Source organism: uncultured Brachyspira sp. (assembly GCF_944393015.1).
Classification (GTDB): domain Bacteria; phylum Spirochaetota; class Brachyspiria; order Brachyspirales; family Brachyspiraceae; genus Brachyspira.
In genome coordinates this window covers 56323-80404 of record NZ_CALXYQ010000006.1, presented here as the reverse complement: position 1 = coordinate 80404, position 24082 = coordinate 56323, and the positions used below count along the sequence as shown (strand labels likewise).

The 24082-nt window shown below is 27.0% G+C and carries 20 protein-coding genes and 1 pseudogene; 12 read left to right on the top strand and 9 right to left on the bottom strand.

Translation table 11 applies throughout. From position 1 onward, the window contains the following. Positions 1–251 precede the first annotated feature (251 nt). The 7 genes and pseudogenes from Q0K19_RS03880 to Q0K19_RS03850 all read right to left on the bottom strand — a co-directional run bounded on the left by Q0K19_RS03880 (position 252) and on the right by Q0K19_RS03850 (position 10746). Positions 252–1118 (bottom strand): hypothetical protein, encoded by an 867-nt coding sequence (locus Q0K19_RS03880; RefSeq protein WP_297245506.1) that lies wholly within the window; start codon positions 1116–1118, stop codon positions 252–254. Between the two features lie 3 nt (positions 1119–1121). Beyond that, positions 1122–2417 (bottom strand): annotated as a pseudogene (locus Q0K19_RS03875) (arylsulfatase). Positions 2418–2984: 567 nt separating this feature from the next. Next, positions 2985–3917, bottom strand: coding sequence for a sugar-binding transcriptional regulator (locus Q0K19_RS03870; RefSeq protein ID WP_297245504.1), 933 nt, complete (start codon positions 3915–3917; stop codon positions 2985–2987). 69 nt (positions 3918–3986) lie between these two features. Next, positions 3987–4748 (bottom strand): hypothetical protein, encoded by a 762-nt coding sequence (locus tag Q0K19_RS03865; RefSeq protein ID WP_297245502.1) that lies wholly within the window; start codon positions 4746–4748, stop codon positions 3987–3989. Positions 4749–4784: 36 nt separating this feature from the next. After that, positions 4785–6011, bottom strand: a complete 1227-nt coding sequence (locus tag Q0K19_RS03860) for a colicin lysis protein (protein WP_297245500.1) — start codon at positions 6009–6011, stop codon at positions 4785–4787. A gap of 186 nt (positions 6012–6197) precedes the next feature. Beyond that, a complete protein-coding gene (locus tag Q0K19_RS03855; protein ID WP_297245498.1) occupies positions 6198–8030 on the bottom strand; it encodes a methyl-accepting chemotaxis protein in 1833 nt (610 codons plus the stop codon). Between the two features lie 322 nt (positions 8031–8352). Further along, the gene (locus Q0K19_RS03850; RefSeq protein WP_297245494.1) at positions 8353–10746 is read right to left on the bottom strand and encodes a sodium-translocating pyrophosphatase; all 2394 of its coding nucleotides are present in this window, start codon (positions 10744–10746) and stop codon (positions 8353–8355) included. A gap of 257 nt (positions 10747–11003) precedes the next feature. Here Q0K19_RS03850 and Q0K19_RS03845 point away from each other — a divergent pair, with 257 nt between their 5' ends. Both Q0K19_RS03845 and Q0K19_RS03840 read left to right on the top strand, forming a co-directional pair. After that, a complete protein-coding gene (locus Q0K19_RS03845; RefSeq protein WP_297245492.1) occupies positions 11004–11588 on the top strand; it encodes a histidine phosphatase family protein in 585 nt (194 codons plus the stop codon). Positions 11589–11632: 44 nt separating this feature from the next. Beyond that, the gene (locus Q0K19_RS03840) at positions 11633–12610 is read left to right on the top strand and encodes a cobalamin biosynthesis protein (protein ID WP_297245488.1); all 978 of its coding nucleotides are present in this window, start codon (positions 11633–11635) and stop codon (positions 12608–12610) included. A gap of 459 nt (positions 12611–13069) precedes the next feature. Here Q0K19_RS03840 and Q0K19_RS03835 read toward each other — a convergent pair whose 3' ends face one another. Further along, on the bottom strand, positions 13070–14416 hold the full coding sequence (locus tag Q0K19_RS03835; protein ID WP_297245486.1) for an MATE family efflux transporter: 1347 nt from the start codon (positions 14414–14416) through the stop codon (positions 13070–13072). Between the two features lie 400 nt (positions 14417–14816). Between Q0K19_RS03835 and Q0K19_RS15390 the strand changes: the two genes are divergently transcribed. From Q0K19_RS15390 to Q0K19_RS03785, 10 genes are all read left to right on the top strand, one after another. Further along, positions 14817–15374: a DDE-type integrase/transposase/recombinase gene (locus Q0K19_RS15390; protein WP_367172127.1), complete on the top strand. Its 558-nt coding sequence runs from the start codon at positions 14817–14819 to the stop codon at positions 15372–15374. A 354-nt stretch (positions 15375–15728) separates the two neighbouring features. Then, the gene (locus Q0K19_RS03825; RefSeq protein WP_297245484.1) at positions 15729–16256 is read left to right on the top strand and encodes a hypothetical protein; all 528 of its coding nucleotides are present in this window, start codon (positions 15729–15731) and stop codon (positions 16254–16256) included. Positions 16257–16787: 531 nt separating this feature from the next. Further along, positions 16788–17243 carry a PepSY-like domain-containing protein gene (locus tag Q0K19_RS03820; RefSeq protein ID WP_297245481.1) on the top strand — a complete coding sequence of 152 codons (456 nt, stop codon included), beginning with the start codon at positions 16788–16790 and terminating at the stop codon, positions 17241–17243. A 554-nt stretch (positions 17244–17797) separates the two neighbouring features. Next, a complete protein-coding gene (locus Q0K19_RS03815; protein WP_297245480.1) occupies positions 17798–17941 on the top strand; it encodes a hypothetical protein in 144 nt (47 codons plus the stop codon). 32 nt (positions 17942–17973) lie between these two features. After that, positions 17974–18357, top strand: coding sequence for a PepSY-like domain-containing protein (locus Q0K19_RS03810; protein ID WP_297245479.1), 384 nt, complete (start codon positions 17974–17976; stop codon positions 18355–18357). A 42-nt stretch (positions 18358–18399) separates the two neighbouring features. Then, positions 18400–19155, top strand: a complete 756-nt coding sequence (locus Q0K19_RS03805) for a hypothetical protein (protein ID WP_297245476.1) — start codon at positions 18400–18402, stop codon at positions 19153–19155. Between the two features lie 25 nt (positions 19156–19180). After that, positions 19181–19804, top strand: coding sequence for an MBL fold metallo-hydrolase (locus Q0K19_RS03800; protein ID WP_297245474.1), 624 nt, complete (start codon positions 19181–19183; stop codon positions 19802–19804). Between the two features lie 12 nt (positions 19805–19816). After that, entirely contained in the window at positions 19817–20722 is a 906-nt protein-coding gene (locus Q0K19_RS03795; protein ID WP_297245472.1) for a DUF1848 domain-containing protein, read from the top strand. A gap of 9 nt (positions 20723–20731) precedes the next feature. Then, entirely contained in the window at positions 20732–22096 is a 1365-nt protein-coding gene (gene tilS, locus Q0K19_RS03790; RefSeq protein WP_297245470.1) for a tRNA lysidine(34) synthetase TilS, read from the top strand. 16 nt (positions 22097–22112) lie between these two features. Continuing rightward, positions 22113–22601, top strand: a complete 489-nt coding sequence (locus Q0K19_RS03785; RefSeq protein ID WP_297245468.1) for an NUDIX domain-containing protein — start codon at positions 22113–22115, stop codon at positions 22599–22601. Positions 22602–22944: 343 nt separating this feature from the next. Here Q0K19_RS03785 and Q0K19_RS03780 read toward each other — a convergent pair whose 3' ends face one another. Beyond that, positions 22945–23877, bottom strand: coding sequence for an alpha/beta fold hydrolase (locus Q0K19_RS03780; protein WP_297245465.1), 933 nt, complete (start codon positions 23875–23877; stop codon positions 22945–22947). Between the last annotated feature and the right edge of the window lie 205 nt (positions 23878–24082).

Genomic DNA, 24082 nt, shown 5'->3' with positions numbered 1-24082 from the left:
AATATAATTTATTAAATTAAAACCCAATATAGCCTTTCGCAAAGCGTATCCGAGTTTATCAAGGATATAGCTTCTTTGGGGCATACCTAAGGTACTTCCTTCGGTCTCAAAAGAAGTGGGGTGTTACGAAGTACGCATAGCGGTGGGGATAGTCCCCACAAATACCTAAATTTAAAATGTTTTTTTTGCAAACTAAAATCATTTCAGTATAGATATAAAATGTCCTCTAAATCCTTATATTTATCACATAGCTATTTTGTTAAATCATTATGTCCTTCAACTGTTACTTTCTCTAAATCTCCGCTGTATTCAAAATGTCCTCTGCATTCATATCTCTCGCTTACATTGCCTTGTAAATCTCTTCCTACCGACATTCCGTCTGTTGTATTTGCTGTCATTGGATATACTTTAAGTAATGCAAGTTTTCCGACTTCTTTATTATTTACTAATAATGATGCCTCTCCTGAATCATTACCTGTTTTAGTGTATTTAACTTTTATAGCTAACTCACCTAAAGGCAAAGGCTCATTTACTTCTATATGATATTTTACGTTATCGTATATATACTCATAATTCAATTTATTATTTATTATATACAATGAATATCCGCCGTAATGATTACCGAATGCTAATAATACGCCTTCCTCTGATTCTGATTTTCTATTTAAATAAGCTGTTATATCATAAGAACGGTTCAATGCTGTAGGTATAGCAGATATATTAACGTTTATACTTGATGTATTAGGGTATAATGTCAAAGAGTTTTTCTTTTCTATATTCTCGCTCAATTGCTTAGCTATTAATTCAACATGCACTCTGTCATCAAGAGGAGTAACTCCGTATTTTTCTGCCTCTTTATCCCATAAGTTTTTCATCTCTTTTAATTTGCTTTCATTTTCTTTTGAAATATCTTTAAGCTGAGAAAAATCAGTATTCAAATCATAAAGAGCAAAATTATCATTCTCAAAACTTTCTCCCTTTTTATGAGAAACTGACAAGAAGTATCCTTTATCATATAAGCCCCTATTTCCATAAAGTTCAAAATACTGAGTGGTTCTTTTGGTATCAGCATTTGCATCATTGAAAGTAGGAACTAAACTATATCCATGTAAAGGCATTTGTTATATACCATCAACTGTTTTAGGTTCTTTTATGCCTGTAATATCCAATACAGTTTTTGCTATATCTGTAACGAAACTAAATTGCGTTCTTATGCTTCCATTTTGTGATTTATCAATATCTTTAGGATAATGTATTATTAAAGGTACTCTTATTCCTCCTAAATAATTTGCACTTTCTTTATAATATCTAAAAGGAGTAGCAGAAACCTGTGCCCAGCCCTGAGGATAATTAGGTGCTAATTTAGAAAATTCATTTATTCTCTTAACATCTTTTTCTATATCTGACATGATACCATTTTTTATATTAACAGTATTCAAAGTTCCTGTAGCTTTTTCAGAAGGAGAAGGACCATTATCAGCTATTAAGAATATTACAGTATTATCAAGCTATCCCATATCTTTCAATGCTTTTATTAATCTTCCTATTTGTGCATCAGTATGTTCTATGAAAGCAGCATAATGTTTTTCATATTCTATAAATAATCTTTTTGTATCTTCATCAAGTTCATTCCAAGGCTTAACATTTTCATTTAATGGAGAAAGTTCTGCATCCATTGGTACTATTCCTAATTCTTTTTGTTTTTTTAATCTCGCCTCTCTTATTTTATCCCAACCAACATTATAAACATTCTCATATTTCTTAACATATTCTTCCGGTACCTGATGAGGTGAATGTGCTGCTCCTGTTGCATAGTAAAGCATGAAAGGTTTTTCTTTTGATATTGATTTATGGCTTTTAATATAATAAATAGCTCTGTCTGTAATATCTTCTGTCAAATGATAATTATCATCATACACAGTATCAACATGAGTATTTCCGTCAACAAGTTCCGGATTGAATTGATCAGTTTCTCCGTCCATAAATCCGTAGAACTTATCGAATCCTCTGCCTAAAGGCCAATTATTATAAGGTCCTATACTGCTTGTTTCCCATAAAGGAGCAACATGCCATTTACCTACTGCATAAGTATTATAATTATTATCTTTAAGTACTCTTGGTGTTAAAGCTGCAGTATTTGTTATTTGTGCTGTAGAATGAGGAGCATCTAAAGTATAATTAGCAAGTCTTCCCATACCTACTGAATGAGAATTTCTTCCGCTTAAAAGTGCCGCTCTTGTCGGAGAACTTAAAGGAGTAACACAAAAATTATTGTAACGAAGTCCGTTTTCTGCTAGCTTATCTATATTAGGTGTGCTTATCTCTGAACCGTAACAGCCTAAGTCCGAAAAGCCCATATCATCTATAACTATATAAACAATATTGGGCTTTTCTATATCGTTACTAGCTAAAACCATACTATTATCAGACACTCTATTGTCATTATTACAGCTTACACTTATCATTGATGAGCTTAATGCCCCTGCAAATAATAATGACTTAGAAAAAATATTATCTTTATTCATAAATATTAACAAACCTCCAAAACTAATATCACATACAACAGAACAAATGTTCTAAACAATATTTCTTGTATTATACGATATAGCTATATTTTGTCAATTGTTCTGAAACAAATTTCTAAAAATTTAAGTATAAATTTATTAATATTTATAAAATTGATTAAATGAATAATAATTTATAAAATAAAATTATTTAAGATATACTAAAAATTTTAGAGTTTGTCAATTTTTTTGTTGTTCTTTTTCCCGCCGCAAAAAGAACCAAAAAATGCAAGTGTAAAAAATTAGTACTAAATAATACTAAAATCGTCTTATATGTAAGATAATTTGTTAAATTAAAGACCAAATGTAGCCTTTTTGCTTCTTTGTGGCAACAAAAGAAGTGGGGGTGTGGGGGCAAAGCCACCACAAACAATAAAATTGAAAAAACTAAAATTTACAAAATATAGTTGTTTAAATATGTTATAAATTAAAATTTGATATTACAGAGTCTGCTGTAGATTCATTGGTTATTAAAATGTTAAAATATTTCTTCATAGCTGCAAATTTAATAATATCTATTTTTTTTACTCCTGAAACTATACAAACTATATCTTTAATTTTTTTTAATTCTGAAAGCATTATAGAGTTTATATAATATTTATCAGGATAATTAAAAGTTTCTCCATTGTTCATGAAAAAACTTCCTAATATTATTCCCTCTATCTCATCAACATTTAATTTATCTACTTTTGGTATATCTGATATATATGATTGATAAGATTCTCTCCTGCTGCTTAATCCTACTATGGCAACATCTAAATCAGACCAAAATTTTTTAAACTCCTCTAATTTTTCAAGATCATTATTATTAAGAGATTTTTTTTCTATCAATGCAGGATAATTATTAAAATAGGCCTTTGAATTGAACTTTTCAGCAAATCTATCAACTATAGTAGTTATTTGCAAGTAAGGATTATTATTGTTTCCCAAATTTCCTATAAGAGGATAAAATACTTTTTGTTTATCTGAATCATTATATTTTAATTCTATAGAAATATTGTATAAAGTTTCATTCCAGCCTATACCTATTTTTTTACTCTTTTCTATTAATGCTGATAAATATTCTGATGATTTTACATATAAAAGTTTATTATCATTTGAATTTTCAACTATCAAAACATCTTTAAGTCCTAAATATTTTTTTATCTTTTCTGATTTATTTTCATCTTGAAGATTATTAGGCATTGATATTTCTATTTTTACTATTTCTAATTCTCTGGCCCTTTTTAAAAGTCTTGATATTTGAGGTCTTGATATATTTAGGATTTTAGCTATATCACTTTGAGAATAATCTTCTAAATAATAATATTTTGCTATTGTATATAAAAGGCTTAGATCATCAAAAATATTCATTTATTTTATCCAAATTAATTTTTAAATTTATTATACAGAAAAAAATTAATTTGTCAAAATTACAGATTTTTAATTATATCCGTCGCTTCTTCCAAAAGATATACCTAAAATTAAGCCAATAGAAAGATCAGAGAAATTATATTGATTATATATATTGCCGCCTAAATTATTATTAACAACATCAGTTTTATACTGCATACCAAAATTATACATCATATATCCTCCTATAGTAAAAGCAAAATTAGGAACTAAATATATAAATCCTTCAACAGTAAGTTTTATATAAGGCATTATAGGAGCTTTAAATAGATTTCTCATATCATCAACATTCCAATTATCCAAATTAGGTGAAGCTATAACCCCTCCGTATTTACTTGAAGATTCCATAGCATATAAAGGAGCTATTATTCCCGTACCAAATCCTATAGACATTTTACTGAAATTTAACTTTACAGTAGCCCCAACCATCATTGAATAAAACGCCATAAGTTCTGTATACTTTTTATTATTTTCTTTATAATCTGACATCAAAGCATTAATACTAAAACCAATATCTCCAAATAAACTCACACCTTTAATAATGCTTGTATAATCATCTTCAAATAATTTAAAATAATTTCCTATTTGAAAAAATACAGCTCCTTCAAAACCTAAAGTACCTTTAACGCTGTCATAAATAGTGTTTTTATAATTATCATTTACTTTTATAGAATTAAATGGAAAAGCAATTCCATAATGTCCTTGAAAATTTATCTCTAAACTAGCAAATGCACTATATGTAATAGTTATAATTAAAATTGCTATAAATAAAAAATATTTAATTATTTTCATAAATATAACTCCAATTATTAATATATTAAACTATAATTATTTTATTTCAATACATAAATTATCAGTATAATATCCATTAACTGTAGAATATTTTGAAAATTCAAAACATATAATTATAGATTCTCCGTCTGGCAAATTTTGTATTTTTTCATTTTGTATATAAAATGTAGTATCTGACATTCCTCCAGAAACTAAAAGATTGGATATAAGCCCATCTGGTTTAATTGATATAGGAGTATTATTATAATTTTTAAACAAAAAATATTGACCAATTTGTGCATAGCTCATGCTATCAGGCTTATGTTTTATATACCATCTTATAGGTGCCAAATCGGATTTTAATGGTATCACCAAATTAAGAACATTATTAACAATAAATGAATCACCATCAAATACAATATCCTGATTATCTTTCAATATTACAGCAGAACTATTTCTATAATTTATAACAAATTGTTCATCTGCTGTTCTAGGATCTTTACTATTTTTTATAGCCCAATCAATTAAAGCTGCAAATCCAACTATTCCTGCAATAGCAACTATGGTTTGAACAACAAATAAACCAACACCAGCCATTACTCCATTTACTATACCTGTTACTATTGCACCTAATGCTTGAAATATGGGACCAAATCCAGCTCTTGTTTGAAATTGTCCATTATTAATAATATGATCATTAATTGAATTTAATATGAATAAACTATTCCTCATTATATTAAGATTATAATTTTCATCTTTATCTAAATTAAAATTTTCTTTATAATTTTTTATATCATTTTTTAGTTCTATACCGGATATTAACTCCATTGTATCATTCATATAAAATGTAACATCAATATTATTATATTTAACTAAATCCATTTTTACCAATCCTTTTATTATGGCACCATTTTTATAAAAACTAATTGTTTCAGGAAATATTTTTTTATTTTTATATCTCATTAAAACAGAAGTATTATTTTTAAATATTATAGAAACTAAATACTCATTATCATTTTCTTTTTCTGAAAAAATTACCATATCTTCAATATCTTTAAGAAATATACACATAATATCAGTTTTATTTTCTACAGAGGTATAATTACTATCTAAATACATAAAATTAATATCTTTATAAATAGAAGGAGTTTCTGGAGTACTTGGAGTTTCTGGAGTACTTGGAGTTTCTGGAGTGCTTGGATAATATACCGAATATTCATGTTTTGTACATGCTGATAAATTGAATAATGTTAAAATAATCATAAAAATACATATTAACTTCATAAATTACCTCAAAATTAATAATATTAAGTATGATTAGTATTATAAATAAATAAATAAATAAATAAATATGAAATTATCATTATTTAACAATTATTGTATAATAAAAAGAATTATAGTTCATATTTAAATAAAAAAAGCTGCCTAACTAATTAAAGTCAGACAGCTTATATTTACATTAAATAAAAATTAATTATGTGAAATCTTAAAAAACTCAATACTTCTTTCTAAAAATTCAGCTTTTTCAACCAAGCTCTTTGAAATTTCATTTGAGTTTTCAGCTAAAGCAGCATTCTGAGTTGTAGCAGATTCCATATTGTTTACTTCTATACTTATCTGATTAGTTCCTGATTCCTGCTCTAACGCATTTGATGTAATAGTTTCCATTAATTTAGAGGTATCAGATACTTTATTTTGTAAGTCCACAAATATTTCTTGAGATTGTTTTGCAGTTTGAGTGGCTGTATCAATTTTTTGTGAAGTATTATCAACTAATTCAGTGATATCTTTAACTGAAGCCTGAGTAGTTTGAGCAAGATTTCTTACTTCAGAAGCAACTACAGCAAATCCCTTTCCTTGATCTCCCGCACGTGCTGCCTCTACTGAAGCATTAAGCGCCAATATATTAGTTTGAAAAGCAATGTCTTCAATTATCTTTGTAATATCTTTTATTTTCTCACTAGACTGATAAACTTCTTCTATATTGGAAGCAGTTTGAGCAATTATATTGGCTGCATCTTCTATATACTGCATAGATTCTGACATCATATTTTTTCCAAGTAAAGATTTTTCAGCAGAAGTTTTTATATTAGAAACCATTTCCTCAATACTTGCTGCTGTTTCTTCCAAACTAGATGACTGCGAATCGGTTCTTACAGATAATTCATTACTGCTTTCCATCATACTTTGTGCTGCTGTCATTATTTCCCTTGAAGCATCATTAACATTAGAAACAACCTCAGCCAACCTGTTGCTCATAACATCAAATACTTTTTCCAATTGTCCGAATTCATCTTTTCCATAATTATCTTTAATATGAGTAGTTATATTTCCTTCTGATATGCTGGTAGCATGATCCATTAAAACTTTAAGAGGATGTGTAACTTTTTTAATATAAAGAAAAGCAAATATATTTATGAAAACAATAGATAAAATACATATAATAATAGATATCATTATAGAATCGTTATTAGCCTTATAAATAACTTTATCATCCATAGCCATAATCAAATACCAATCCAAATTCATAAGTCTGCTGTAAACTGCTGTTCTAGGATCATGACTTACAGAAGATATATAATTCATAACACCAGAAGGCATTCCTCCTTTTATTATTGAAGTATATGCCTCATTAGCCTTTGTATTAAGTTCATTTTTAGTATCTAACACAACAATATTATCATCATCAATAGCAAATATTCTAGTTCTCTCAGGCAATTTTAATTCCTGAAGTTTAGCCGCTAAATCCTCCCAATCCATAATCATATATACATTTCCAACATATTCCCCATTATACTTCACTCCGCAAATAACGGCTAATGACCATTTTTTATCAGCACTTGATTTTTGTATACTGTCATCAAAAGATGCTTCATTATTATTTCTTTTTAATATATTTAAAATATTAGGTCTTACTGTTGTTATATTTTCACCTATTTTCACATTATTAACATTGTCTAAAATTATTCCATTCGTATCTGTTATACCTATATCAAGTACATATTCATTAATTGCTTCAAATTCAGTAAGTGTGCTCCTTATATCAATATCTCTGTTTACTAAATAATTTCTCACTATAGGAGATACAGCATAAGTTTTTATTAAATTTCTGCTGTCATCAAGCCAAACATCTAGCATATCTTTATAACCATTAACTGTATTATCAAAACCGGATAATGTAGAATCTTTAACTATTGTGTGCGATCTGTATGATAATATTACTACTATTAGGACTAAAAAAATTGTACTTAAAATGCTTATTGCTATAGGCATTTTAACCCTTATAGAATGTATTTTTCTCATATATTTTCCTTTTATAAAACTATTTTATTTTCTATAAATATATATTGATAATAAAAATTTTTAACAAAGGTTATAATCAGTAAAAATGCAGTATATGCTATTATAATAGTTCATCATTAAAACAAAAATTGATATATTTACACTTTTGAATAGAAGATGATTATAAATTAAAAATTGATAAAGTCAATAAAGAATCTAAAATATTTTTTACTTTTACACATTATTCTAAATTTTTTTTACAAAAAGACTAAAATATAATAAAAAAGCTGCCCAACTTTTATTAAAGTCAGACAGCTTTATAATTTATATTAAATAAAATTTATTACTTAATAATTTGATCAGCGATACCTAATATAGCCTGAATCTTTGGTGAGAAAGCAACTATAGCACCAGCAAATACAACACTTATTAAGCTCATAAGTTTAATAAGAATGTTTAAGCTTGGTCCAGAAGTATCTTTGAATGGGTCACCAACAGTATCCCCTATAACAGCAGCAGCATGATTAGGGTTAGTGATTTTGTTACCATTTTCATCAACTATCTTTTTACCACCTAAATTACCAGCTTCGATATATTTTTTAGCATTGTCCCAAGCACCGCCAGCATTAGACATCATAACAGCCATAGCAAAACCAGAAGTTAAACCACCAACTAACATACCTATAACAGCAGGTACGCCAAATATAAATCCAACAACAACAGGTACAACTATAGCAAGTACAGAAGGAACAATCATTTCTTTTTGAGCAGATTTAGTACAGATTTGAACAGCTTTTTCATAATCAGCTTTTACGCCTTTTTCACCAGCTAATAAACCTTTAATCTCTCTGAACTGTCTTCTAACTTCTTCTACAACACCTGCAGCAGCACGTCCAACAGCTTTCATAGTTAAAGCACAGAAGAAGAATACTAACATAGCACCAATAAATATACCTATTAATACTTTAGGGTTCATTAAGTGAATATTGAAAGCATTCATAAACTCATTCATACCTAAGCTATAAACAACTTTGTCATATAATTCTTTAGCACTGTTAGCAGTGTATTGAACAGTACCTATATCTATAGAAGTAAGATTGCCTGTATTGATCATTCTTCCTAAAGAAGTTTTAATTTCCTCAATATAACCAGCAATTAAAGCCATAGCAGTTAAAGCAGCAGAACAAATAGCGAAACCTTTACCAGTAGCAGCAGTAGTGTTACCTAAAGAGTCTAAAGCATCAGTTCTTTCTCTAACACTCTCAGGAAGTCCAGACATTTCAGCGTTACCGCCGGCATTGTCAGCTATAGGACCATAAGCATCTGTAGCTAATGTGATACCTAAAGTAGATAACATACCAACAGAAGCTAAAGCAATACCATATAAACCTTGAGAGAAAGAAGAAGCCTCAGCACCGAAACCGCCTGCAAAACCAAATGCTAATATTATAGATATAACTACTGTAACAACAGGTATTAAAGTAGATTGCATACCTACAGCAAGTCCGCCGATTATAACTGTAGCAGGACCAGTTTTAGACTGTTCAGCTACCCATTGAGTAGGTCTGTATTCAGCAGCAGTATAGTATTCTGTAAAGAAACCAACTACGTTACCAGCTATAAGTCCAACAATTATAGAAACAAATAATCCCAAATTGTTTGGAAGTAAAGCTTTTACAAGTAAGAAAGATACTATAATAATTATAGCACTGCTTACATAAACTCCAACTCTTAAAGACTTTAATAATTCTCCCATAGTAGCACCTTCTTTAGTTTTAACGAAGAATACACCTATAATAGAAGAAAGAGTACCAATAGCAGCAAGTATCATAGGAAGAGATACAGCAAATATTGGGCTTACATCAGGGTTAATATATCCAAAAGCAGCAGAACCTAAACTCATAGCAGCAAGTATAGAACCAGCATAAGATTCATAAAGGTCAGCACCCATACCAGCAACGTCACCTACGTTATCGCCTACATTGTCAGCTATAACAGCAGGGTTTCTTGGGTCATCTTCAGGTATTCCTGCTTCAACTTTACCTACTAAGTCAGCACCAACGTCAGCAGCTTTAGTAAATATACCGCCTCCAACACGGGCAAATAATGCTTGGAAAGAAGCACCTACACCAAAGCTAAGCATTGTAGTAGTTACAAAGTGCATTTTAGCAGCTGTATACTCAGCAGTACCTTTAGTTATGCCTGTAACAGCTAAGTTTAAAAAGTCTGTACCAAATAAGCTATTATCAAGCCATACATTTAATACTATAAACCATAATGAAATGTCAAATAAAGCAAGACCTACAACAGTAAGTCCCATAACAGCACCAGAACGGAAAGCGATAGTTAAACCTTCATTTAAAGATTTACTAGCAGCATTAGCAGTTCTAGCTGATGCATAAGTAGCAGTTTTCATACCTAAGAAACCAGACAAAGTTGAGAAGAAACCGCCTGTTAAGAAACCTATAGGAATGAAAGGGTTCTGAACTTTTAATGTATAAGAAAGAATAGCAAAAATGATGAAAGCTCCGGCAAAGAAGAAAGCTATAACTTTATACTGTTGTTTAAGATAAGCTATGGCACCGGAACGAACATGCGAAGCTATTTCTTTCATAGTGTCATTACCTTCATCTTGTTTACGCATCCATTTATAGAAATAGAAGGCAAACGCTAATGTTAGAATTGCCGCTGATATTGTAAAAAAGCGGGCGTTTTCAGCTAATATTTCATAATTCATACACATACCCCTATTTTTGAATTTTGTTAGATTTTGTACAGTTATTGATTATAACCCAAATTAGATAAATTGTCAATTCATTTTTCACAGTATTTTTTATACATACCGCACCTATATTATAATTTTTTAAAAAATAAAAACACTATTGTTTAATACATTATTATTAAAAAATTACATTATATTATTGAAAAAAAATAAACTATTATTATAATGTTAATATTATCTAAGAAAATAAAATATTATAGTCGGAGTATCACATGAAAATACTATTTATACGCCATGGTCAAACTCAATTAAATGCTGAAGGAAGATGGCTTGGTTCTACCGATGCTCCATTGTCTGAATCTGGTAAAGAAGTATTAATTAATAAAAAAAATATAATAGAAAAACATAAACCTATTCAAAAACTATATTGCAGCCCTATGAAAAGATGCCTAGAAACAGCTGATATATATTTCAATGATATGAATAAAGAAATTATAAATGATTTGAAAGAAAGGAGTTTTGGAGATTTTGAAGGAAAAAATCATGATGAATTAAAAAATAATCCTTACTATAAAGAATTCTTTAGAACTAATTGGAAAAGCAATGTACCAAACGGAGAAACTTCTGAAAATTTCTTTAACAGAACAGAAAAAGCCTATTTATATATAATAGAAGATATGAAGAAAAATAATTTAGATTATACTGCTGTAGTTACTCATGGTGGGGTTATTATGTCAATATTCAGCAGATACGATAAGCAAAAACTAAATTTTTATGATTATCTTTTACAAAACGGATGCGGATATTATGCGGAAATAGATGATAAAAATAATATAAATATTATAGAAAAGCTGTAATTTTACGATGATTATTAGTAATAACTTTTATTGGAATAAATAACATGGAAATATTATTAATACTGCCTATATCTTTTCTTTTAAATATATTTATAAAGAATATTAAATTTGATCCTTTTGTATTTGTATCAAGACTTCATTTCATAGCTGAAGATTTATTTAGAAAAAAAGGAAATCCTAACAATAAAATATTAGCCTATATAATAGGAATATTATCTTCTTTAATACTTATAGCTATAGGCTTTTTAATTCCATTCTTTCTTTTAACATTTTTGTATAAAGTACATTTTATATTAGGATTAATAATAGAACTCGCTTTATGTTATATAACATTAGGCATTAGAAAGCCTTTGGAAATAAGTTCTTATATATATCATAGTATGATAACAAATGATATTAAAAAAGCTAAATCTCTTTTGAAAGAAAATGCTGAAGTGGATACAGAAGACATTGAAGATGATCAAATGATAAAAAATACAATAGAATATACGATAATAAGCATTGCTGAAGATTATATATATCCATCTATATTTTTATTATTAGGTGGGGCTCCTCTATGTATAGCTTATAAAGTTATATATGTACTTTCTGAAAGTTCTTCAGATACTATATACATAGATGAAAATAAAAGTGATGATATATTCGGAATATTTAATATAAAATTATCTTATATATTAAATATAATTCCTTCATTCTTTACTGCCTTGATTTGTATTATTACATCTATATTCTTTAGATATGAATATAAAAATGCATTTTCTGTTTTGAGAAAAGACGGTAAAAATAATAAAGCAAGATTAGAAGCAGGTATTGCCGGTGCTATGAATATAGAACTTGGAGGCGAATATATAAAAGACGGTGAAATATATGACAGAACATTAGTAGGAGAATATTTAGAAGATTTAAATTCTAATCATATAGAAAAAGCTAATAAATTAATATTAACTTCCGCTATATTTGCTTTAGCAGCATTAATAATAATTAAACTTATTTCTATGCTAATATCTTCAATAATTTTTTAAATAATATATACTGAAAATTTTTAAGTTTGTCAATTTTTATATTGTTCTTTTTCCCGCCGCAAAAAGAACCAAAAAGTGCAAATGTAAAATTAATACTAAATCATATTGACTTTGTTTTACATGTATATAAATTATTAATTTAAGATAAAATATAGCCCTTCGCCGTAGGCGGGCTGTGCCTGCTTCTCGCTGTAGGCGTACTTCGTATGTGGCACGCCACAGGCAACTCCCTACGGTCGCAAAAGAAGTTGGGGCTTACCCTCACCGTAGGTGGACTTCGTCCGGGTACGCTTCGCGGCACGACTGTGTGCTTCACAGCAAAGCCCCAGATATCAAAACAAAAATATAAATTTATTTTGAAAAAATATAGTTGTTTAGGTATATATTAAAAGAATATAATTATAGGCTTTAAATAATATAAATATTGATTATTATTTAAAGCCTATATTTTTATATTAACTATTCATTTTGATAAACTGCTTTATTAATTAAATTATCATTCTTTAAATTTGTATTATAAAAGATAAATAAAAATATAATAGCTAATATTAATTGTGATACAGGTACGGCAAACCATACACCATTAAGTTTCAAAAATAAAGGAAGTACCAATATACATAAAGGACTTACAAGTAAAGGGTCTATATATGTTAAAAGTGTAGAATATCTGCTTTCTCCTGATGAATAAAAATATGCAGTTCCAAGCCTTACTATGGGCTGAAGTATAAATGCAGCTGATATTATAGGAAGCCCTAAACTTATTATAGCATTAGTTTCTATGGATGCACCGAATAATATTCCTAGTTTATTTCTAAAAATCAATACTATTATCATAAGAAAAGCCCCAAGTATAATATCAAATAATATGCCTTTTTTAAATACTTTTCTCATAAGATCATTTCTGCATGCACCTTTAAAATAACTTATCATAGGCTGACAGCCCTCTGCAACTCCCTCAAACAAATGCAAAATAGAGCCGTATATATAATTCATTACAGAGTATGCAGTAGTTCCTAAATATCCGCCGTATTTGATGCATTGAAGATTATTAAATATCACTATAAGAGAAGGAGCCATTACCAAACCAAATGGAGATAATCCTATTTGCAAAGCTCTCTTTGTCATAGATAAATCAAAATCTGATAATTTTATTTTTGTTCTATTTTTCTTTCTTATAAATAAATAATAAACAGCTATCAAAGCAACTAATCCTTGAGCTATTATAGTAGCTAAAGCAGCACCAAACATCTCTAATCTAAAAACCATTAAAAATAAATAATCAAGAATAATATTTGTTATAAGTCCAACTCCCATAAAACTCATGGCATGAATAGTTTTTCCTGAATTTCTTATTATAGGCATAGAACCGAATGATATTATTTGAAAACTGCCCCCTAAAATTATAGTGGTAATATATGAATCAGCCTGTTTAAATACTTCATCTCTTGCACCAAGCAAATATATAAGACTGTTTTTTAATAAAAGAAGAACAACCGTTAATATTATACTAGCTAATATTAAAGAAATAAAGGTATTTACTTTAGCCTTATTAAATCCTTCTATATTACCCTCTCCGAGATATGTTGACATTATAACCGAGCCTCCCATACCAAGCATAATAGCTACAGCCATAAGCAAAGTACCTATAGGATAAACTAAATTAATAGCAGTAAGCCCAATATCTCCCATAGAATTACCAACGAAAAAACCATCTACAACTATATAAAATCCTCCAAGCATAGTTGATACTATAGCAGGTAAAACATATTTGAAAAAAGACTTATCCATTTTTTGAATATTCATCATAATAAACTCCTTTTAAATATAGTCTTATTTCGTACTATTAGTAATGAAGTATTATATACATGTTTATTTGTTTGTCAATAGAAAAAGTACGATTTTTTACTTTTTATTGTTTAGGAGTAATAGATATTGCACACTTTTTAGTTTAAAAAAAGCAGGTATTCCTTATAATTAAATTAGCAAAAAAATAAAAAGGAATACCTATGAAACAATATAATACAAATCAGAAAAAAAGATAGTATTAACTATTAATAAAGCTAAAAATAAAAAAGTTCAGGCTCTCAAATTTAATATTAGCATAAGAACTTATTACTATTGGAAGAAGAAATTATAAGAAACAGGAACTGTAGAAAGTAAGAGTAGGAAACCCAAAAATAGTCCTAATAAGCTTAAAAAGAAAAAGATTATTAATAAAGTAATAGAAGTTCGTAAGAAATACAAATATGGTAAGCTAAAAATTAAAAAACTCTTAGAAAAAGAAAATATTACAATAGGCACTACAGCTATTGAAACAATCCTCAAAGATTATAATCTCTATCAAAATAGAAAGAAGAAAATAAGAAAAAAACATAAAGGAAAGCATGCTATTTATATAAAAGAAGCGGGGGAAAAGGTACAAACAGATGTAAAATATGCTTTCTTTGGGGAAATACGTTATTATCAATTTACTGCTGTAGATATAGCAACAAGAATGAGCTTTAGATATTTATATGCTGAAAAAACACCAGAAAGTACTATTGATTTTACCAAACGTATGCTGAAATATTTTCCTTTTCGTGTTCATTGTATTCAAACAGACAATGGCACAGAATTCACCTATCGTAAGCATTTTTTTGAAACAGAGCATCCGCTAGATAATTTTTGTAAAAATAAACACATCAAAAGAGTTTATAGCCCAGTTGCTAGTCCTTGGTATTGCCGCAGGCACGCAGAGCGATGGAGTAGTAGAAAGTACACATAACCGAGACCAAAAAGAATTTTATGACTTTTGTACAAAAGAATTAACTTTAGAGAAAGCTAATCTAAAACTAAGGAAATATAATAATTTTTGGAATCATAAAAGAATACATTCTAATGCAAAATTATGATACGCCTATGATATACTTTAAGAAATTAAGGAATTCCTAAATGCAATATCTATAGCACCTGTGCAATAATTTTTATTTTTTAGTAAAGATATATTACTATTTTCAATAAAACTTTTAAATTTACTAATATTATCCGTTTCATAAAAATTCATTTTTATGAAAATAAATTTGACTTCTAATATAAAAATATTATATTTAAGACATATAAAAAATAAAGGAAATAAAAAATGAAAATAAAAATATTTTTAATTATAATGATAATTCTATTTGCGGCATCATGTACCAAAAATAACCCTGCTAATCCTCTTCAAAATACTGATAATGTAACAAAAAATAATGCTGATTCAGATAATACTTCTTCTAAGAATGATATAAGCAGCAGTGAAAATAAAACTTCAGAACCAAATTTTGAAGATGATGGTTATGTAGAATTTAGAGGAAAAGCAAAATCAATTGCTAAAAAATTGGATGGAACAGAACTTACAGAATTTGACCCTGAAAATGTGTATGTTGATATTAATGAAAAAGATAAAAGTGCTGTAGTGAATATACCAACTCATTTTTATTTTAATAATATTAAGTTGGATAATTCTAAACATACATATTATTCAAGTGATTATAGAGGTGAATATACATTAACTATGAAAGTTGAAAATGATTCTATAACAGAGTTTCAGTTTATAATCTTTGATAAAAGTGAAAATATAAAATATTATTATGAAACTGATAGATTGTATAAACTTCAAAAAAATTAATTATATTAATTATTAACTGAGTAATTTAAAATAGGCTTTATATTTTAATTATACAGCCTATTTTTTTATATATTTTTTACATATACCAATATATGCACAGATGACATAGATATTGAATTTAAGTATTCCTTAATTTTTTGAAGTAAAAAAACGTTGTATCATAATTTTGCATCAGAATGTATGCGTTTATAGTTCCAAAAATTGTTATATACTGAAAATGTTTAAGTTTGTCAATTCTTTTATTCAACTTTTTCCCGCCGCAAAAAGTTGCAAAAAGTGCAAATATAAAATTAGTGATAAATCATACTAAAATTGTATTACATGTAAAATAATTTATTACATTTAAGTTTAAATATAGCCTTTCGCGAAGCGTATCTGAGCTTGTCGAGGATATAGCTTCTTTGTGGCAACAAAAGAACTGGGGGTGTGGGGGCTAGTCCCCACAAATAATAAAAATAATAAAATAATTTTTGACAAAATATATTTGTTTCAGTATATATTTAAAATTATTAATATAAGGCGGAAAATATTATGAAAAAATATAATATAAAATTTTATTTTTTAATATTAATATTATATATAGTGTCCTCCTCATTTTTATTTTTCGATGATGAAAGAAATATTCAGTTTGTACCATATACCTCTCTTCCTAATAATATTCAGGAATTCGTAAATACATACTTTAACGAATATGAAGTGTATAGTGCTGCAGTATCCACTCATTATATGGTTATTTTTAAAGGCGGTTCATCTATAAACTTTAATAGAAAAGGCGAATGGACTTCTATAATAGGAAATAGAAAAATAATACAGATAAGTACAGCTGAAAAATTTATTGACAGTAAAATTATGAATATCATAAAAAACAAATATACAAACATAAATAATATATATAAAAGAAGCAAAGGCTATGAATTTAAAGTAGATAATGCATATTACATCTATATAGATTATGACGGAAATATTTTAAAAACAAAAAAAGCCTAAAAATAATACTATAATTTTTTTATAAAAATATGATATTTAAACAGTAAATTATTATATATACCTAAACAATTACATTTTGTCAAAAAACCAATTTATATTTTTGTTGTTATATCTGGGGCTTTGCCACAGACCCCACTTCTTTTGCGACCGTAGGGAGTTGCCTGTGGCGTGCCACATACGAAGTACGCCTACAGCGAGAAGCAGGCACAGCCCGCCTACGGCGAAGGGCTATATTTTATCTTAAATTAATAATTTATATACATGTAAAACAAAGTCAATATGATTTAGTATTAATTTTACATTTGCACTTTTTGGTTCTTTTTGCGGCGGGAAAAAGAACAATATAAAAATTGACAAACTTAAAAATTTTCAGTATATAATCACAATTGATAAATAATAAGTATTTATAAAAAAGTTAAAATTATTTGGCTTCGAATACATTTTTGATACTCTATTTTAAACAATTCTATATACTAATTATAGATTGACATACTGCAAATAATATTATATTGTTTAACCCAAAAATTATTACTTAAATTATTAAAGGAGCTTATATGAAAACAAAAGAAGAATTAGTGGAATTTCTAAACAAAAAAATCGACAATAATCAAAATCTTGCAGATGTTCACAATTATATTTTCTTAAAGGCATATTTAGAAGATATGATAGAAAAAGAAAAGAACGAAGAAAATAAATAAATTAATTTCTATTAACTGTAATAAGGATAATTATGGATATTCTTTCATCAAAAAGCCTGCCTCAAAAAGCAAGAAACTTTATAGAAACATATTTCTCTGAATACTATTTATTTAAAGTAACATTTAATTCATCATATAGTGCAGTATTTAAAGGCGGAAGTTCAATTAATTTTAATACAAAAGGAGAATGGACTTCTATAATAGGAAACGGAAATGAAATACCATTTAATATAGTAGAAAAACTTGCTGAAGATAATATTATTGAAAGAGAAGTAATAAAAACTATAAAATATAAATATACAAGCTTCAATATATACAGAATAATTAAAAGAAAAAATAAATATGAAATAGAAATTAATGGTAATATAATCATAATAGATACTGAAGGCAATATATTAAAAATAAAAAATGTATGAAATATATATTGAAATTTGTATTTTTAAGGTTATTATATTGAAATGAAAAACATATTGATAATTTTTTTTATATTAAATTCATTTTTATTTTCACAATACTACTCTTATACAAATATTCCATCTTTTCAAAAAAAGGAATACTTTGTTCATAAGGGAGTATCAGGAAAGAAAAATAATGCCGTAATAATATATACAGAAACTTCTATAGACAATAACGGATATTGGAATGTCAAAGAAACTTCTATAAAAGGCTATGTAACAAATAAGTTAAAAGATCCATTCTTACTAGAAGAAAGTATGATGACTAATATTAGAAAATCAGAAATGTATTCTAAAATAGATTTAGTAAATATGAGAACCATTTATAATAAAACAATAGATTATTATGATTTCGGTACTATGGAGCATACATTCGATATAAGAGGCAAAGTAAATTATACAAATGCCCCTGGTTCTTTGGCTATATTCTCTATGTACGGAGCCTATCAAATAGCCAGAACTTTTCCTCTTGAGGCAACAAATGAAATGAATATCATCATGCCTATGACTTCAAAAGATAATAAAATAAGAGTATCTATACTCAATAATGGAATAAAAAAAATAAAAATACAAAATGAAGAAAAAGAATGCTATGAAATGGAAATAAAAATAGAAGGAATACCATTCTCAATATTTCTTCCTAAAATAGCAGCTTATATAGAAAAAGATGATAAAACAAGAAAAATAATCAAATATAATACTATGTCTGGAATGCTTGATACTATGGACATTTTTCTTACAGAGACAGAAAAAAAATAATTTACTAAAAACAGGAGAAATAATAATGAGCGAATTAAAAATATACTGCATAAATAATAATATGTATGCTATGAATTCTTATGTAGTAATAGCTGATGATGAAGCTATGATTATAGATGCAGCACAATTAAATAATTATAATGCTTATAAAAAAGTATTAGAAGGGAAAAAACTAGTAAAGGTGATATATACTCATGGGCATTTCGACCATATATCTGGTGCCGATGATATAAGAAAAGAATTTCCTAATGTTCCTCATTGCGTTCATAGTATGGATTATGATTTCTTTCAGGACGGAAGTTTGAATGTAAGTTCATATTTAGGAAGCGTTATAAAATGTCAAAGTCCTGAAATACAATTCAATGACGGTGATACTTTCAAATTAAAAGATATAGAGTTCAAGGTTATACATACACCGGGACATACAAGAGGCGGAGTATGCTTTTATACTGAAGGACATTTATTCTGCGGTGATACAATATTTGCCTATGGAATAGGAAGAACAGATTTTCCTACAGGTGATTTTGCTACTTTAGAAGAAAGCATATCAAAGAAAGTATTTGCTTTAGATGATGATACTTTATTATATCCGGGACATGATGCTTACGGAGTAAAATTATCTCAAAGAAAGAAAATGGGCGTATTTTAAACTAAATACAAAATGATAATAAGTGCAAGCAGAAGAACCGATATACCTTCTTTACATACTAAATGGTTTTTGAATAGATTAAAAGAAGAATATGTTATTACTCAAAATCCTATAAGTAAAAATAATTTCTACAAAATACCATTAAATAAAAATATAGTTGATATAATAGTATTTTGGTCGAAGAATCCTAATATTGATTTTCTAAAAGAAGTTAGAGATTTAGGGTATGAGTTTTATCTGCATTTTACTATCACACCTTATAACAAAAATATAGAAAAAAATATACCTGATAAAAATTTATTAATAAAAAACTTTCAGATTATAAGCAAATTATTTGGTAAAGAAAAAATTATATGGAGATATGACCCTATTATTTTAAATGATGATTTTGATGCTAATTATCATATAAATAATTTCAAAAACTTTGCTGATAATTTAAATGGTTATACAGATGAATGCATATTCAGTTTTGTGCAAATATATTCAAAGATAAAAAACAATATTAAAAATATAAATTACAATGATAAAATTATATTAATAGAAAATATAAAAGAAATATCTGAAAAAAATAATATAAAATTAAAATCCTGTTCCCAAGATTTTGATAATATAACAATAGAAAAGTCTGCATGCATAGATAAAGAAAGAATACAAAAAATATTAGGATATTCTATAAAAGAAAAAAAGGATAAATCCCAAAGAAAATTATGCAATTGTATAGAAAGTATTGATATAGGAATATATAATACATGCACTAACGGATGCATTTACTGTTATGCTAATTCAAAAAATATATTAAAAGATTATGATGCAAACAATGAAATATTATCAGATAAAAATTTAATTGATAATGAAAATATAAATATAACAGAAAGAAAAATAATAATTAATGAGAAAAATGATGTATTTAAACTTTAGGATATTTTTATGTTAAAAGAAACTTATAATTTTTTACTTTCAAATATAGAATATATAAAAAATAAAACTTTAGCCGTAGCATATTCAGGCGGAATAGATTCTCAAGTTCTTTTAAATATAGCATATAGATTAAAAGATGAGTTATCATTCAATTTAATAATAATACATGTTAATTATAATCTCAGAGGCGAAGATTCTATAAATGATGAATTATTCGCACGCGATATGGCTAAGAAATATAATATAGAAATATATGTTAAAGAAATAGCACCTAACAGCTATAATGGAAAAAATATTCAGCTTGAAGCTAGAAATGACAGATATAATTTTTTTGAAGAACTTCATAATAAAAAAATATACGACTATTTATTAATAGCACATAATAAAGATGATTTAGCTGAAACTATAATTTACAGAATGATTAAAGGTGCTGGAACTAATGTCTATAAAAGTTTAAGAGATAAAAAAGGATATATCTTAAGACCTATTTTAAATTTCTATAGAAAAGACATTGAAGAGTACGCTAAAAATAATAATCTTGAACATAGAGAAGATGTTTCAAATAAAAAAAATTATTATTCTAGAAACAAGATAAGAAATTTGATAATACCAATGCTTGAAGAAATAAATACAAATGCTAAAAACAATATTATAAGATTTGCAAAAAGAAGCTATGAAGAAACATATATTTTAAGAAAAAAAATTAATAAATTATACAAAAAAAATATATCTGAAAAAAATACAAAACTTAATATAGAAAAAATAAAAAATACAAATGAACTTTTTATAAAAAAAATAATAATCAAATTTTTAGCAAAAAATAATATAGAGATAACAGAGAAAAGGGTTTCAGAAATATTAAAACTGATAAAATCAGATAAGCCTAATATAAGATTAAGACTGGATAATTTTTATTTGATAAAAGAATATAACTTTATAAAAACTATAGAAAAACAAAATGAAAAAAAACTTAATGATACAAAAATAAATAATTTTATAAAAATTGAAAAAGACGGAGTATATAACTTTTTAAATAAAAAAATAGAAATAAAAACCGTTTTAAACAAAGATATTAATTATAAGAATAATATTTATATAAAAGCAGATTATCCATTAATAATAAGAAATAAAAAAGAATCTGACTTTATAAATGCTTATCCTAATGGAAATAAAAAATATTTAAGAAAAATTTTCATAGATTTAAAAATACCATTATATGAAAGGGAAAAAATACCAGTAATATTATCAGAAAAAGATGATATACTAGCATTATATTTAGAGCCTTACGGATTAAATAGAGTATCAAAAAATGCCGCTGTAAATAAAGATGATGAGTATATATTAGAAATAAATTTTTATAATGATAAAAAATAATTAAAAGGAATGATAAATGGCATTTTCAGATAATGAAAGAATGATATTTGGAAAAGGCGTAGGCTGTGTAGTAATAAATGACGGTAAAGTTCTTCTAGGACGTCATAATTACGGCAGAGGAAAAGGACTTCTTATAATACCGGGAGGATTCATCAATGAAGGAGAACTGCCTGCTGAAGCTGCTGAGCGTGAAGTATTAGAAGAAACTAATGTGAAAGTAAAAACAAAAGAAATAGTATCAATGCGTTTTACTGAAAATGATTGGTATTTAATATTCAGAGCAGAATATATTTCAGGAGAGGCAAAAGTTAATGACAGTGAAAACAGCGAAGTTATTTGGCTTTGTGTAGAAGAAGCTTTAAATAAAAAAGATGTTCCTCCCCTCTCAAAAGAAGCAATAAAATCATGTTTAAAATTTATTAACTCAGAAAATAAATATGCTATGAGTATAAAAGAAGATTATGATGCATCAAGAGAATTAGGTTCTTATGCCTATTATGATTAAATTTATACCTAAACAATTACATTTTGTCAATTTTAATATTTTTGTAAATGTATTATCAACTTTTTGACGCACAAAAAAGTTGCAAAAAACGCAAGTGCTACAACCTTATATTACTACAATATGTATTAAATGTGTAGTAATACCTAAAATATGGGTTAAAAATGCAGTTTTTTTGGTTCTTTTATACCAATAAAAGAACTGGGGGTGTGGGGGCTAGTCCCCACAAACAATAAAATTAAAAATCTAAATTTTGACAAACTTAAAAATTTTTAGTATATACTATTAAAAAAGCATAAGTATAAATAATTATACCTATGCTTTATAAAAATATCATATAGTAATACTATGCTATATGAGCATTAAGCCAAGCAATTATCTCTTTAGATACATCATCTCTTTGAACATCATTAAGTATTTCATGTCTTCCATTTTCATAAAGACTTATAGTAACATCTTTAAATCCTAATGACTCATACATTTCATGAACCCATTTAACTCCCTTTCCCATATCTCCTACAGGATCTTTTGCTCCTGATATTAAAAGTATAGGGAAATTTTTATCCATAGAAGAATAATTATCCTTATTTGAAATTTTATCAATAAGTTCAAATAATTGAATGTAAGTTTCTATACTTGCAGGCTTATTTGCAAAGTATTCATCTTCCTGAGCTTTTTTAATTTCTTCTTTATCTGAAGTAAGCCATGCTAAATCTGAATTATCTTTAGGGAAGAATTTTTTACCGTATCCGCCAACTGATAATTTGTCAAGTAAATAAGCTCTTTTTCTTCCGCCGAATAATGACTTCTGAATATTAGCTATAGTTTTTCCTAAATTTTCTATTCCCTTAGGTTTTCCTCTAGTACCCATTATTATAGCACCATTTAAATCTTTATAATATTTAATCAAAAAACCTCTGGTAAGAAAAGAACCCATACTATGACCCATCATAAAATAAGGAAGATTAGGATAATCGGCTTTTGTATTTACCATCAAATGCTTCATATCTTCTATAATAAGTTCATGTCCATTTTTATCGGCCATATGACCTATTTGATCCTTACTTACAGTGCTTCTTCCAAATCCTCTATGATCGTCGGCACAAACTAAAAATCCTTCTTTATTAAGTTTTTCAGCAATCTCTTTATATCTTCCGGCATGCTCTCCAAGTCCATGAACTATTTGCACTATTGCTTTAGGCTTAGAATCAGGTTTAAAAATATATGTATACATTCTATGACCATCATCTGATATTAAAACTCTATTAAGCATTTCCATAAAAAGACTCCGATAATAAAAAATTACTTTTTTGACTATTATTCAATTTGACATAATTAATGCAGCTGTTATTTGTAAATAGTAGGATAAATTATATAGTATTTTTTTTCTTAATGCAATTAATATTTTAGTATAATAAATTATTTTTATTTTAATAAAATGATTCCGAATAATACCCCAATAGGATATACTTGCAAAAAAATTA

What these genes read in the sequence shown, in the direction of transcription:
- Q0K19_RS03785 (WP_297245468.1), top strand. Translation starts at nt 22,113, where the DNA reads ATGGCATTTTCAGATAATGAAAGAATGATATTTGGAAAAGGCGTAGGC.
- Q0K19_RS03840 (WP_297245488.1), top strand. Translation starts at nt 11,633, where the DNA reads ATGGAAATATTATTAATACTGCCTATATCTTTTCTTTTAAATATATTT.
- Q0K19_RS03795 (WP_297245472.1), top strand. Translation starts at nt 19,817, where the DNA reads ATGATAATAAGTGCAAGCAGAAGAACCGATATACCTTCTTTACATACT.
- Q0K19_RS03820 (WP_297245481.1), top strand. Translation starts at nt 16,788, where the DNA reads ATGAAAAAATATAATATAAAATTTTATTTTTTAATATTAATATTATAT.
- Q0K19_RS03865 (WP_297245502.1), bottom strand. Translation starts at nt 4,748, where the DNA reads ATGAAAATAATTAAATATTTTTTATTTATAGCAATTTTAATTATAACT.
- Q0K19_RS03835 (WP_297245486.1), bottom strand. Translation starts at nt 14,416, where the DNA reads ATGATGAATATTCAAAAAATGGATAAGTCTTTTTTCAAATATGTTTTA.
- Q0K19_RS03850 (WP_297245494.1), bottom strand. Translation starts at nt 10,746, where the DNA reads ATGAATTATGAAATATTAGCTGAAAACGCCCGCTTTTTTACAATATCA.
- Q0K19_RS03825 (WP_297245484.1), top strand. Translation starts at nt 15,729, where the DNA reads ATGAAAATAAAAATATTTTTAATTATAATGATAATTCTATTTGCGGCA.
- Q0K19_RS03805 (WP_297245476.1), top strand. Translation starts at nt 18,400, where the DNA reads ATGAAAAACATATTGATAATTTTTTTTATATTAAATTCATTTTTATTT.
- tilS (WP_297245470.1), top strand. Translation starts at nt 20,732, where the DNA reads ATGTTAAAAGAAACTTATAATTTTTTACTTTCAAATATAGAATATATA.
- Q0K19_RS03815 (WP_297245480.1), top strand. Translation starts at nt 17,798, where the DNA reads ATGAAAACAAAAGAAGAATTAGTGGAATTTCTAAACAAAAAAATCGAC.
- Q0K19_RS03880 (WP_297245506.1), bottom strand. Translation starts at nt 1,118, where the DNA reads ATGCCTTTACATGGATATAGTTTAGTTCCTACTTTCAATGATGCAAAT.
- Q0K19_RS03780 (WP_297245465.1), bottom strand. Translation starts at nt 23,877, where the DNA reads ATGGAAATGCTTAATAGAGTTTTAATATCAGATGATGGTCATAGAATG.
- Q0K19_RS03845 (WP_297245492.1), top strand. Translation starts at nt 11,004, where the DNA reads ATGAAAATACTATTTATACGCCATGGTCAAACTCAATTAAATGCTGAA.
- Q0K19_RS03800 (WP_297245474.1), top strand. Translation starts at nt 19,181, where the DNA reads ATGAGCGAATTAAAAATATACTGCATAAATAATAATATGTATGCTATG.
- Q0K19_RS03855 (WP_297245498.1), bottom strand. Translation starts at nt 8,030, where the DNA reads ATGAGAAAAATACATTCTATAAGGGTTAAAATGCCTATAGCAATAAGC.
- Q0K19_RS03810 (WP_297245479.1), top strand. Translation starts at nt 17,974, where the DNA reads ATGGATATTCTTTCATCAAAAAGCCTGCCTCAAAAAGCAAGAAACTTT.
- Q0K19_RS03860 (WP_297245500.1), bottom strand. Translation starts at nt 6,011, where the DNA reads ATGAAGTTAATATGTATTTTTATGATTATTTTAACATTATTCAATTTA.
- Q0K19_RS03870 (WP_297245504.1), bottom strand. Translation starts at nt 3,917, where the DNA reads ATGAATATTTTTGATGATCTAAGCCTTTTATATACAATAGCAAAATAT.